The 11,958-nt window shown below is 63.8% G+C and carries 11 protein-coding genes; 4 read left to right on the top strand and 7 right to left on the bottom strand.

Annotated features, from left to right (window positions below; genetic code table 11):
* Window positions 1-119: 119 nt before the first annotated feature.
* The gene (gene groES, locus AC04SG_RS07835) at window positions 120-416 is read right to left on the bottom strand and encodes a co-chaperone GroES (protein WP_006203049.1); all 297 of its coding nucleotides are present in this window, start codon (window positions 414-416) and stop codon (window positions 120-122) included.
* A 185-nt stretch (window positions 417-601) separates the two neighbouring features.
* Complete coding sequence (locus AC04SG_RS07830) at window positions 602-1,399, bottom strand: class I SAM-dependent methyltransferase (RefSeq protein WP_488550558.1); 798 nt, start codon at window positions 1,397-1,399, stop codon at window positions 602-604.
* A 168-nt stretch (window positions 1,400-1,567) separates the two neighbouring features.
* Here AC04SG_RS07830 and AC04SG_RS07825 point away from each other — a divergent pair, with 168 nt between their 5' ends.
* Window positions 1,568-2,335, top strand: a complete 768-nt coding sequence (locus AC04SG_RS07825) for a hypothetical protein (RefSeq protein ID WP_488550557.1) — start codon at window positions 1,568-1,570, stop codon at window positions 2,333-2,335.
* Between the two features lie 10 nt (window positions 2,336-2,345).
* Here the strand turns inward: AC04SG_RS07825 and AC04SG_RS07820 are convergent, their stop codons facing one another.
* The gene (locus tag AC04SG_RS07820) at window positions 2,346-2,972 is read right to left on the bottom strand and encodes a TetR/AcrR family transcriptional regulator (RefSeq protein WP_488550556.1); all 627 of its coding nucleotides are present in this window, start codon (window positions 2,970-2,972) and stop codon (window positions 2,346-2,348) included.
* 159 nt (window positions 2,973-3,131) lie between these two features.
* On the opposite strand from AC04SG_RS07820, the gene AC04SG_RS07815 reads away from it, so the two are divergent.
* Together AC04SG_RS07815 and AC04SG_RS07810 are read left to right on the top strand one after the other, a co-directional pair.
* Window positions 3,132-4,319, top strand: coding sequence for an MFS transporter (locus AC04SG_RS07815; RefSeq protein WP_488550555.1), 1,188 nt, complete (start codon window positions 3,132-3,134; stop codon window positions 4,317-4,319).
* A gap of 103 nt (window positions 4,320-4,422) precedes the next feature.
* A complete protein-coding gene (locus tag AC04SG_RS07810) occupies window positions 4,423-5,358 on the top strand; it encodes a bifunctional helix-turn-helix transcriptional regulator/GNAT family N-acetyltransferase (RefSeq protein WP_488550554.1) in 936 nt (311 codons plus the stop codon).
* A gap of 167 nt (window positions 5,359-5,525) precedes the next feature.
* Here AC04SG_RS07810 and AC04SG_RS07805 read toward each other — a convergent pair whose 3' ends face one another.
* Window positions 5,526-6,359 (bottom strand): AraC family transcriptional regulator, encoded by an 834-nt coding sequence (locus AC04SG_RS07805; protein ID WP_488550553.1) that lies wholly within the window; start codon window positions 6,357-6,359, stop codon window positions 5,526-5,528.
* A 143-nt stretch (window positions 6,360-6,502) separates the two neighbouring features.
* Here AC04SG_RS07805 and AC04SG_RS07800 point away from each other — a divergent pair, with 143 nt between their 5' ends.
* Window positions 6,503-8,032: a winged helix-turn-helix domain-containing tetratricopeptide repeat protein gene (locus AC04SG_RS07800; protein WP_488550552.1), complete on the top strand. Its 1,530-nt coding sequence runs from the start codon at window positions 6,503-6,505 to the stop codon at window positions 8,030-8,032.
* Here the strand turns inward: AC04SG_RS07800 and AC04SG_RS07795 are convergent.
* The 3 genes from AC04SG_RS07795 to AC04SG_RS07785 form a co-directional block, all read right to left on the bottom strand.
* Window positions 8,008-8,340: a hypothetical protein gene (locus AC04SG_RS07795; protein WP_488550551.1), complete on the bottom strand. Its 333-nt coding sequence runs from the start codon at window positions 8,338-8,340 to the stop codon at window positions 8,008-8,010. The genes AC04SG_RS07800 and AC04SG_RS07795 overlap by 25 nt on opposite strands.
* A 25-nt stretch (window positions 8,341-8,365) precedes the next feature.
* On the bottom strand, window positions 8,366-8,779 hold the full coding sequence (locus AC04SG_RS07790; protein WP_352559502.1) for a hypothetical protein: 414 nt from the start codon (window positions 8,777-8,779) through the stop codon (window positions 8,366-8,368).
* A gap of 75 nt (window positions 8,780-8,854) precedes the next feature.
* Window positions 8,855-11,956, bottom strand: coding sequence for an efflux RND transporter permease subunit (locus tag AC04SG_RS07785; RefSeq protein ID WP_488550550.1), 3,102 nt, complete (start codon window positions 11,954-11,956; stop codon window positions 8,855-8,857).
* Window positions 11,957-11,958 lie beyond the last annotated feature (2 nt).

The following is an 11,958-nucleotide window of genomic DNA, read 5'->3' as shown; positions in this document are numbered from 1 at the left end:
CCGCGCAGCATGCGCTCACGGGCGTCGCGGGAGAATTTTACGTCTTTGGCAGCCATGTTTTAGCTCCTGGCAGGGGCTTGCGATCAAGCCCGAAATTCAGTTGACGGTGAGGCCGATAATCAGCCGATGATGCCCATAATGTCGGATTCCTTCATGATCAGAAGGTCTTCGCCATTGAGCTTGACTTCGGTGCCCGACCACTTGCCGAACAGGATGCGGTCGCCAGCCTTGACGTCCAGGGGAACCAGCTTGCCAGCTTCGTCACGAGCGCCGGAGCCGACGGCGATGATCTCGCCTTCCTGCGGCTTTTCCTTTGCCGTATCCGGGATGATGATCCCGCCGGCGGTCTTGGATTCGGATTCGACCCGGCGAACGACCACGCGGTCATGAAGCGGGCGGAACTTCGACTTTGCCATTTTTTCTTCCTCGAATGAGAACGGTGAGAACAGTTCCTCCATCCGGCGATGCCGGACATGCGTTAGCACTCACCAAGGGAGAGTGCTAACGTGGCGCTGAAATAGGCGCGTGGCTTTCGAGAGTCAAGGCGAGCGGTGGGCTCAATTTGCTCTAATCTGAGCCCTGCCGTGGTCTGACGGGAAGCCTAGCGACGCCTCGGCGATCCAAGCACCAGCAGAGGGCATCGTTCCGCCAGCGGATAGGAGCCGCTCGGCACGACGCGCACGTCGCCGAACCACGCACTCGCCTCATCGACCAGCACGGCCAGCGTCGCGAAGCTGTAGCTTACGTCGGAGCCGGCATAGACGTCGATCGTGTTGATCGAGGCGATGCTCCATCCCGTCCGCGCGGCAAGGGCCTCGCGGTCGGGGAACAGGCCGTCGAATGTATCGCGGATCATTCGCACCTGGATCGCGAAATCCGGGCCGCCCGTGGTGCACGCCATGGCGATCCGCCATTTGAGCGCATGGAAATTCTCGATCGCACCGGCCAGCACCTGGGCTTCAATGCTGGCCAGATCCTCGGTCGTTTCCGGAGCCGCGAAAACGCGGATCGCGGCACGCCCGCCGGGTCTCAGGACCCTGACGATTTCGCCATGCAGGCGATTGCGCGCCGCCTTCGAGGCGACGGCGGACAGGCATCCGTCGCCAATGACTGCCTCGGTGCTGGCCCCGGCAACCGGCAGATCCAGCCAATTTCCAGCCATCGCGCTGCGCGAGGCATTGTCGCCTGCCCATACGCCCGAGATCATGGCCGCCGATTGGTCGATTGCCAGCATCGATCTGCCAAGCACTGCAAGTTCCGGCGTCACCCCCAGGAGCAGGACATCGGCATTTGCCAGGCTGACTTCGCGCTCGAATATACCAACGGTTTCCGGCGTCGGACGAAGCGGCGCGTCCAGAAGCCTCCAGTGACGGTGATAATTGTCCCAATGACTTGTCATGCTGCCTTTGCAGAGTCCGAGACGTCTGGCTTTTGGTGTTCACAGTCGCCTATTAGAAAATTGCAGGAAATCAAAAGGCTGTCTGTGGCACGAATTGTCGTCGTAACGCATGAGCACGATCGGTTCCAGAGCGGCCGCAACCTCTTACTGCGCAGGTCGAGCCCCTACATGCTTTTCGATGTTCTCGAAGAACTGAAAAGGCGCGGCCATTCGGTCCGGATCCAGCAAGGCCCGGCCATGACGCACAGTGCCGACATCGCAATTCTACATGTCGATGCAACCGTCACACCGGCGGATTATCTCGACTATGCGCGGGGTTTTCCATTCTGCCTCAATCTCGCAACGGCCGACATCTCCAAGCGACGGGTCAGCGGCGCGTTGCTAACGCATGACGACGCCTGGCAAGGCCCGGTCATCGTCAAAACCAATCTCAACAATCAGGGCATTCCGGAGACGTTCCTCAACCGGCGATCCAGGCGCGCGGGCAAGCAGCCACCTTTTCCCGATGTGCAGGGGCTGCAGCCCTACGAGGTCTACGAGTCTCTTGGCGGCGTCCCGGATGGCGTCTTCGGCGACGACGATCTGGTCGTGGAAAAGTTCATTGCCGAACGGGAACCCGATGGCTTCGCAATGCGGTTCTGGGTGTTTTGCGGAGAGAGCGAGCGTTGCACCCGCTACGTGTCACCAAACGGCCTCGTCAAGGCATCTGAAACGATCCGACGTGAGCCTGTCCCTGTTCCTGACGAGATCCGCGAGCGGCGACGAGAACTCGGCTTCGACTACGGCAAATTCGATTTCGTCATGCATGAGGGCAGGGCGATCTTGCTCGATGCCAACAAGACGCCGGGCCGTCCCAAAAACCTGGTGAAAATGTTTGCGGCTGGCGCCGCCCATCTGGCCGACGGCTTCGAGGGCCTCATGCACCGGGCGCGATAGGCCTTCTCGCCTAAAGAAACTGGCGCAGCTGCGTATGGATGATCGATCGGTAGTCCTCGATCGTATGGACGCTTTCCGTTTTGTCCTGGGTCAGCGCCATGCGCACGACGCCTCCGGCAAGCTGGAAGATCAGGAAGACCATGCGCCCGAACTCTTCACGCCGTTCGGCCGCGAGAAACGGACCGACATGATCGCAGAACATCGCCGCCTGGCGCCGGGTTTCGGCGATATCTAGATTTTGCAGCGCCTTGTCGGCCTGGATGGCGTTCTGCAGGTCCTGGATGGCCGGGTCACCGGCGACACGTTCATAGTAATCGTCGAGTAGTCGGTCGGCGGCGGCGATGACGTCGCTCAGTCCGCCAATGTCGGCAACGATCACGGCAAGCCGGGCGCGGCTCACTTCCGAGAAACGCTCGTAGAGCATCGCCAGGATCGCCGACTTGTTTGGGAAGTAATGATAGACGGTGGCAATCGGGCCGCCGGCCAGCGCGCCGACTTCCTTCATGGTGACGGCGTCGATGCCCTTTTCGCCGATCAGCCGCATGGTGGTCGACAGGATGGCGTCGATGCGCTCGCGGCTGCGCTCCTGCTTGGGCCTGCGCCTCGGTTCGGTCGCCGTTCTCACCGCTTCGTTCATGCCGCCACCCTCTCGATCGCCAAGTCCATTCGATCCCCAGCCTTGCTGATGCCGCGCCTCACCAATGATTGACAAACGAATATGATCGAGTATCAGTTTCTAAATACTGACAGATTGTCAGTTTTTGTGCCGTCAGGCAAGGACGTTTGGGAGACGCCCGTGACTTCTGTTGGTAACGCCGATGCCGGAAACGGCGACTGGCTGGTCGGCAATCCGACCGCCGCGCAACTGGCCTCGGCGCTGTGGATCGGTTCGGTTGGCCTGCTCATTCTCGGCCTGCAGCCGGTGCTGCTTGGCGCGCTCTACACCGAGGGACATGTCAGCGGCGACGAACTCGCGCTGGTCGCCACGGCGGAGATGATCGCCATCGGCATTGGGTCAGCCGTTGTCGCGATGCTGCTGTCCGCCCGCAATATGCGTTGGAAGAGTGCGATCCTTCTGGTCCTGCTGGCGCTGGCGAACTGGGCAACCGCCTATGCGGTCAGCCCGAATTCGCTGATTGGCGCCCGCACTGTCGCCGGCCTCGCCGAAGGTGGCCTGGTGGCGGTCGCCACGGAACTGATCGCCCGATCGCGCCGGGCCGAGCGCATCGGCGGCTATTTCGTCACCATCCAGACCCTGGCGCAATGCGCGCTGGCGCTCTTGCTGGCGCTTTACGTCATCCCGGCTGCCGGATCGGCGGGCGGCTTCATCGTTCTTGCCGTCGTCTGCATCGCCTCGCTGGCGGTCGCCTTCATCGTCCCGGACAACTATGCCGACCTGCCGAAGGAGGAGAATTTCGGCAATGTGCTGACCGTTCCTTCGATCACCGCTCTGCTGTGCGTCTTCTGCTACTTCATGTTTTTCGGCTCGGTCTGGGCCTTCCTCGAGCCGCTCGGCGCGCAATACGGCATTGACGGGCGCACCGTCGGCCTGATCGTCTCCGCCAGCCTTGCGATCCAGGTGCTGGGCGCGATGACGGCGACCGTCTTCGAAGCGCGCATCGACTACCGCTTCGCCACAGTGGCGATCGGCGTGGTCGCTGTCGCCTGTTCCGCGGTGCTGGCCAGTAGTCCAAGCCTGACGATATTCTGGGCCGCCGCGCTGGTCATGGGCTTCATTCTTCTGTTCATCGTGCCTTATCAGATCCGGCTGGCGATCACCGCCGACGAGACGCGCACCGCAGTGCTCCTGGTGCCGGCTGCCCAACTTTTCGGTCTGGCCATCGGGCCGATCGCGGCATCGCTGCTGATCGACGGCAAGGATTTTCGGCCGGTGCCGGAATTCGCCGCCGCGAGCGCCGCGGCCAGCGTCGTATTGCTCGGCCTGTTCATACTGGTCGCGCGCCGCCGCCGCGCCATCGCCTGACCGAAACCATTCGTTCCCGAAGACACGATGGCGTGAGCGTTCAGCCACGATACTTGACCAAGTCAAATAAATGATTGATCGTCGTGGGGCAGGAGGCTGGCCCATGACGATCCATCATCAACCCGGCAAGGAACGCATCGACGCGGTGCGGGCTTTCAACCGCTTCTACACCCGCCAGGTTGGTCTGCTCGACGAAGGCCTGCTGAAAAGTGCCTTCTCGTTGACCGAAGCGCGGGTGCTTTACGAACTGGCGCATCGCGACGGCCTGACGGCCACTGATCTCATTCGCGATCTCGGCCTCGACGCCGGCTATGTCAGCCGACTCCTGAAGAAGTTCGAGCACTTGCAGCTAATTTCGCGCACGGCGCTGGCGTCGGATGCGCGGCAATCGTCGATCACGCTGACGCTGGCGGGGCGGCAGGCCTTCGCGCCGCTGAACCGGGGTTCGCACGACCAGGTCGCGGCCTTGCTGGGGCGGCTCCCGGCTGCCGAACAGGACCGGCTGGTCAAGGCCATGCAGACGGTGCAGCAGCTCCTGGGCGAGAGCCCGGAGCCCAAAGTCCCCTATATGCTGCGACCCTTGCAGGTCGGCGACATAGGCTGGATTGTCCGCCGTCAGGGCCAGATCTACGCGCAGGACTATGGCTGGGACGAAACCTATGAGGCGCTGGTCGCCGAAATCCTCGGCGCCTTCGTAAAATCCTTCGATCCAAAATGGGAGCGCAGCTGGATCGCCGAGCGGCAAGGGGAGGTGGTCGGCTCGGTCTTCGTCGTGCGCAAGTCGGACGAGGTGGCAAAGCTGCGCCTGCTCTATGTCGAGCCTTCGGCGCGCGGCCTCGGCATCGGCAAGCGGCTGGTCGAGGAGTGCATCGGCTTTGCCCGCGCCAAGGGCTACAAGACGCTGACGCTGTGGACCAACGACATATTGAGCGCCGCCCGCCACATCTACGAGAGCGCCGGCTTCAAGCTCGTCGAGGAAGAGCGCCACCATTCCTTCGGCAAGGATCTCGTCGGCCAGAACTGGAACCTGGAGTTGTAGCAGCTCTTCCTTCTCCCCCTGTGGGAGAAGGTGGATCGGCACGTAGCGCCGAGACGGTTGAGGGGTGCGCGAAGGATCGCTGTCCTTGCCAAGCTGGAACACCCCTCATCCGACCGAGCTTCGCTCGGCCACCTTCTCCCACAAGGGGAGAAGGGAAGGCCCAGGCCTCACCCCTTCACCGGAATCCAGATCTCCAGCCCGCCATTGCCGCTGCGCGGATCGAACTCCGGCCCGTAGCGTTCGAATTCGGGGCCGTCCGCGATGTCGTGACCGGAAGCCGGCAGCCATTTGTTCCAGATCGTGTTGACGGTGCGGCGGATGGTCGAGATGTGCTCGGCATGGGTGAAGACGGCGTATTTCTGCGCCGGCACCCGCACCCGGGAAAGCTCTTTCGGCAGGTCGGAGAAATCCAGGACTTCGACGCCGGCGATGTAATCGAAATTGCCGGCATCGTCGCCGTTGACGCAGACGCCATAGGCGACGTCGCCGGTCTCGCCCGGAATGTTGCCGATATAGGGACCGAAGCGCTGCCACTGCATCGGAATGGCGGCGCTGGATTCGCAGCTGTAGCGTTCGCCGAGGCCGGCGATGAGGAACGGCCGGCCAGCCTCGAAGCGTGGCGGCGGCAGTGAGGCGAGGAAGGACTGGTCCATTAGGATCGGCTCCACGAGGTCGAGGTTTCTGAGGCTGCCTTGCGCACGCACCAGTTCCGGCGTGGTGCCGAACTGGTCGCGGAAGGCACGGGTGAAGGCCTCATGCGAGGCGTAGCCGGCATCGAGCGCGACTGAGAGGATGTCGGGCGCGCCACCGGCCAGCTTGCGCGCCGCTTCGGTCAGCCGGCGCGCGCGCAGATAGCCCATCACCGAACGGCCGGTGGCGGCGCCGAAGGCGCGCGTCACATGAAAGCGCGACACGCCGCTGCTGTGCGCGACATCGTCAAGCGAGATCGCTTCCGGCAGATGGCTTTCGACAAACCACAGCGCTTTCTCTGTCGGGTTCATGGCACCTCGCATTTGGCGGACCAACATTATCCATCGCGCCAACCGACAGTTTGATCGAAATTGCGCACTGGGCAATAATGCAGCATGTCCATGCCGTGTCGATGTGGGAATGGAGACGGCCCGATCCGGGGAGGGGTGTCCCGATGACAGCGACGGCTGCCGATCAGCTTTTCCGGTTTGGCGGGTTCACGCTCGACCTCGCCATGGGCACGCTGCGCGGTGTCAACGAGCCGCTGTTCCTGCGCCCCAAGGCCTACGCGTTGCTGTCGCATCTCGCCCGCAACATGGGCCGCGTCGTGCCGAAATCGGAGCTGATGGATGTGGTGTGGCCGGGCGTCTACGTCACCGAGGATTCGCTCACCCAGTCGGTGCGTGAAATCCGCAAGGTGCTGGGCGATGACATGGTGCGCACCGTTTCCAAGCGCGGCTATATGCTTGCCGCCGAAGCGCAGACCGCGCCCGAGATCGGCGCGCAGCCGGTGGTGGCGGTGGTGCGCTTCCGCAACGAAAGCGGCGATCCGGCCGACGAGGCTATGGTCGATGGCTTTGCCGAGGACCTCATCAACGGCGTCGCGCGCTTCGGCACGGTTACCGTGCTTGCGCGGAACTCCAGCTTTTCCTTCGCTTCTTTCGGCCGTTCCGAATGGTCGCAAATCCGCGCCCGCATCGGCGCAGATTATCTGGTCGAAGGGTCGCTGCGCCGCCAGGGCGAGCATGTCGTCGTGGCCGTCAGCCTCGTCGACATCGCCACCGCCCGCCAGCTCTGGGGTGACCGGTTCCAGTCGCAGGGCGACGGCCTGTTTGCAATCGAGCGCGAGATCGTCGAGCAGATCGTCAGCCGGCTGGTCACCCGCGTCACCAATGCCGGTCTCGAACAGGCCTCGCGCAAGCCGATGACCAGCCTCGCCGCCTATGAGCTTCTATTGCGCGGTTTTGCGATGTTGCGCGATCCGGCCCAGACCGACCAACGCAGCGCCGAAATCCTGTTCGAGGCGGCAATCGCCAAGGATCCAGGCTACGGCCTTGCCTATACCTATCTCGCTCTGGTGCGGGCATTGGACGGAGAGTTCGGGCGCGCCAGCGATGCGGTGCTGCAAAATGCGCGCGATCTCGCCGACAAGGGCCTGGCCCTATCTCCGGACCAGCCGACCGGGCATCGGGTGCAATCACTGATACGGCTCTATATGCGCGAGCATGAAGCCGCCGAGCAGCACATGCGCATCGCGCTGCAGCTCAACCCCTATGACGCCGACAGCATCGAGCAGATGGGCATGCTGCTCACCATGCGCGGCCGGCCGCTCGAGGCGCTGACCTGGCTGGCGCGGGGCATCCGCATCGATCCCCTGCACCCGCACTGGTACCAGTTCGACCGCGCGCTGGCGCTCTACATGATGGGGGAATACCGGCAGGCGGCGGATGCGCTTGAGCTTGCAACGCGCCCGGCGCCCTGGATCCGCACCAGGCTGGCTGCCTGCTATGCCCAGATGGGCGAGATGGAGAAGGCGCGGCGGCAGATCGCCCTGATCGAGGAGGGCGATCCATTTTCGCCGATCGACTATGCGCTGCGTGGAGTGCCGTTCGAGAACAAGGCCGATGCCGAGCATCTCGCCGAGGGCGTCAGGCTGGCCCTCGGCGAGATCGAGCCGGGTCAATCAACGACCACGACGATGTAGCGGCCCTGATAGGCCCTGTAATAGGTGCCGCCGCAACGCCAGACGTCGAAGCCGTTGACCTTGGTGCGCACGCAGCCTGCCGGCAGCGTGGCGACCCAGGCCGTGGTGTGGCGCAGCACGCGCCATGCGGTGGTGCGGCGGGCGACGCCGGCGGCGCTGCGCGGCGTCCACGGCGCACCGACACGAGCCTGCGCCTCGCCGACCAGCGCGAGCGCCGGCACGGTGGCGCCGGCGATCTCGAGGGCGCTGAATGTTATGGCCAGAATGGCAGCCAGGGAGCGGGTTTTCTTTAGGGAATTCATAGACATTTTCATATCTCCAGATGTTGAAAGTCTAGTGGGAGGATGAAGCGGCAAGCCGGGCCGAGCCCGCCAATGCCGCCAGGTGAGCAACCACGAACAGAAAGTGCGCCGCGGTTGTGACGTAGCCGACGACGAGCACGTCGGCGGCGATGAAGAACTGCCAGAACGCAAGGTTTGCGGTCCCAAGCAGCAGGTGCACGGCAGCCAGGAAGGCATGCCATGTGCGGGAGTAGGCGATGCGCCAGAGCGTCACGCCGATGATCAGGGCCAGGCCGTGCGCCTCGATGAAGCCGATGCCGGTGCCCGGCGCATTGCCAAGCAGGACGGCTTCAGCACCGGTGCCGAAGAACGAGCCGGCAATGTCGGTGGCGAGCCCGCCGACTGATGCCAGGATCAGAAAGCCGGCATTGAAGCGCACGAGGATCTTTCCAAAGAAGGGGTCCATGGTCGATTTCCTTTCGGTTGAGTGGGGTCGCCACGGCGGCGTTTCCGCCGCGGCTTGCAGCAATGCGTTGCCGCGTCAGGCGGCGATGGCCTGCGGCTCGGCAGACACCTCAATGGGTTCCGCCGCTTGCCGGGTTTGCGGCGGGGCCTTGATGCGGAACCAGGCGACGTAGAGCGTCGGCAGGAAGATCAGCGTCAGCACGGTCGCTACCATCAGGCCGCCCATCACCGCATAGGCCATCGGCCCCCAGAACACGGTCGGCGCGATCGGGATCATGCCGAGGATGGCGGCGGCCGCCGTGAGCAGGATGGGCCGTAACCGGTGCGTGGTGGCGCTGATCACCGCCGCCCACGGCTCCTCGCCGGCGGCGATGTGCTGGTCGATCTGCGCGATCAGGATGACAGAGTTGCGGATCACCATGCCGATCAGCGACATCACGCCCAGGATCGCGACGAAGCCCATCGGGGCGCCCGACATCAGCAGTGCACCAGCGACGCCGATCAGGGCCAGCGGGGCGGTGAGCAGCACCAGCACCAGGCGCTGGAAGCTCATCAGCTGCACCATCAGCACCGTCGTCATGATGAACAGCATCAGCGGGAAGACCACGAAGATGCTGGCCTGCGCCTTGGCGCTGTCCTCGATCACGCCGCCCTGTTCGACGCTGTAGCGCGCCGGCAGCTCCGCCTTGAAGGCAGCGATTGCGCCGCCAAGCTTCTTGGTGACGGAGGCGGCGTCGGTGCCCGGCACGATGTCGGCCTGGACCGTCACCGTCGGCAGCCGGCCGCGGCGCCAGATCAGCGGCGGCTCGGTCTGGTAGCTCAGAACAGCCACCTGATCGAGCGGCACGCGGCGACCGCCGGAGGCGCTGATCGTCAGCGTGCGCAGCGTGTCGATGTCGGCGCGTTCCGACTGGACGGCGCGGGCGACGATGTCGACGAGATAGGTGTCGTCGCGCATCTGCGTGATCTTCGAGCCCGACAGCACCGCGTTGATGGTCTCCGACAGCTGCTGCGAAGAGATGCCCAGCGCCCGTGCCCGGTCCTGGTCGACTTCGACCTTGATGACCTTGGCCGGTTCATTCCAATCGTAGTTGATGTTGCGCACGGCGGCATCGCTACCCAGCACCTGCGCAAACTGCTGCGCCAGGCTGCGTGTCTTGTCCGCATCCGGACCGCTGACGCGGAATTTTAGCGGCCAGCCGACCGGGGGGCCAAGCTCCAGCGGCGTGACGCGGGCCATCACATTGTCGAAGCCGTCGGACAGCTCCTTCTCCAGCCGGTCGATCACCGCCTGGCGCACGGCGTGGCCCTTGGTGACCACCACGGCCTGGGCAAAGAAGTCGTTCGAAAGCTGGGCATCGAGCGGCAGATAGAAGCGCACCGCGCCCTGGCCGACATAGAAGCTCCAATGGTCGATATCAGGATCGGCCGCGAGCAGCTTTTCGACACGCGCAACCACTTCATCCGTCGCCTTGATCGACGCCGTCTGCGGCAAAGTGAGGTCGACCATGACTTCCGGCCGGTCGGACTTCGGGAAGAACTCGTGGCCAACAAAGCCCATCGCCACGACCGAGAGTGCGAACAGGCCAGCGGTTGCCGACAGCACCAGCCACTTCGCCCGCATCGCCGCTTCGAGCAGCGACTGGAAGCCGCGCGCAATGCGCGAAGGTTGGTGGCTGTCATGGCCCTTGATGCGATCCGGCAGCAGCACCACGCCGGTGAGCGGCGTGAACAGCACAGCCACGATCCACGAGACGACCAGCGCGATGGCGACGACCGCAAACAGCGAAAAGCAGTATTCGCCGGCACCACTCTTGGCGAAGCCGACCGGCACGAAGCCGGCGATCGTCACCAGCGTCCCCGTCAGCATCGGGAAGGCGGTCGAGGTGTAGGCATAGGTCGCGGCCGAAATCTTGTCGTAGCCTTCCTCCATGCGTGAGATCATCATCTCGACAGCGATCATGGCGTCGTCGACCAGCAGGCCGAGCGCGATAATCAGCGCGCCGAGCGAGATGCGCTGCAGCGAGATGCCGAAATAGGCCATGGTGACGAAAGTGACGGCGAGCACCAGCGGGATGGCGACGGCGACCACGATGCCGGGACGCCAGCCCAGCGCCAGGAACGAGACCGCGAGCACGATGGCGACGGCCTCGCCGAGGCTTTTGGTGAACTCGCCGACGGATTCCTCAACCACTTGCGACTGGTCGGCGACCAGGCCAAGTTCGACACCGAGCGGCAGCTCGGCCGACATCTGATGCATTTTCTCCTTGACGTTTTCGCCCAGCGCCAGCGCGTCGCCGCCGGCGGTCATCGAGACCGCGATGCCGAGCGCCGGCTTGCCGTTGAAGCGGAACATCGGCTGCGGCGGATCCGAGTAGGCACGCTTGACCTCGGCGACGTCGCCCAGCCGGAAATAGTGGCCATTGGCATAGAAGTTGATGGCCTTCAGGCTCTCCTCGGAGGTGAAGCTGCCCGACACCCGGATGGCGATGCGCTCGGGACCGGCGTCGACCGTTCCGCTCGGCACCAGCGCATTCTGCGCCTGCAGCGCCTGCGTCAGCGCGCCGACATCGAGGCCGAGGGCTGCAACTTTCTGCGTCGAGAATTCGAGATAGATCTTCTCGTCCTGCTGGCCGATCAGCTCGACCTTGGCGACGTCGGGCACGGTCAACAGACCGGCGCGCAGGCTGGTGCCGAGATCTTTCAGCTCGCGATGGCTGATGCCGTCGGCGGTGAGCGCATAGATCAGCGAATAGGTATCGCCGAACTCGTCATTGTAGAACGGACCCTGGACGCCGGACGGCATCATCGGCTTGATGTCGTCGAGCTTCTTGCGCACCTGGTACCAGAGCGGCTGCACCTCGTCGGCGGCGACCGTGTCCTTCAGGTTGACGAAGACCACGGACTCGCCAGGCTTGGTGTAGCTCTTGACGTAATCGAGCTTGGGAAGCTCCTCGAGCTTCTTTTCGATGCGGTCGGTGATCTGCTTGACCGTGTCGCTGGTCGTGGCGCCGGGCCACATCGTCTTCACCACCATGGTCTTGATGGTGAAGGGCGGGTCTTCCTCGCGGCCGAGGCCGCTATAGGCGAAGAGGCCGGCAAGGGCGGCTGCCACCATCAGATAGATGACGAAACTCTTGTGGCGCAGCGCCCATTCGGAAAGGTTGAAGCTGGTCATGA

Source organism: Mesorhizobium sp. CNPSo 4684 (assembly GCF_057784315.1).
Note: the sequence above shows the minus strand (reverse complement) of the source record. Positions and strands in the feature narration are given on the sequence as shown.

Bases quoted from the DNA above. Each gene is read 5' to 3' on its own strand.
- groES (WP_006203049.1), bottom strand. From the start codon at position 416: ATGGCAAAGTCGAAGTTCCGCCCGCTTCATGACCGCGTGGTCGTTCGC.
- AC04SG_RS07830 (WP_488550558.1), bottom strand. From the start codon at position 1,399: ATGACAAGTCATTGGGACAATTATCACCGTCACTGGAGGCTTCTGGAC.
- AC04SG_RS07825 (WP_488550557.1), top strand. From the start codon at position 1,568: ATGCTTTTCGATGTTCTCGAAGAACTGAAAAGGCGCGGCCATTCGGTC.
- AC04SG_RS07820 (WP_488550556.1), bottom strand. From the start codon at position 2,972: ATGAACGAAGCGGTGAGAACGGCGACCGAACCGAGGCGCAGGCCCAAG.
- AC04SG_RS07810 (WP_488550554.1), top strand. From the start codon at position 4,423: ATGACGATCCATCATCAACCCGGCAAGGAACGCATCGACGCGGTGCGG.
- AC04SG_RS07805 (WP_488550553.1), bottom strand. From the start codon at position 6,359: ATGAACCCGACAGAGAAAGCGCTGTGGTTTGTCGAAAGCCATCTGCCG.
- AC04SG_RS07800 (WP_488550552.1), top strand. From the start codon at position 6,503: ATGACAGCGACGGCTGCCGATCAGCTTTTCCGGTTTGGCGGGTTCACG.
- AC04SG_RS07795 (WP_488550551.1), bottom strand. From the start codon at position 8,340: ATGTCTATGAATTCCCTAAAGAAAACCCGCTCCCTGGCTGCCATTCTG.
- AC04SG_RS07790 (WP_352559502.1), bottom strand. From the start codon at position 8,779: ATGGACCCCTTCTTTGGAAAGATCCTCGTGCGCTTCAATGCCGGCTTT.
- AC04SG_RS07785 (WP_488550550.1), bottom strand. From the start codon at position 11,956: ATGACCAGCTTCAACCTTTCCGAATGGGCGCTGCGCCACAAGAGTTTC.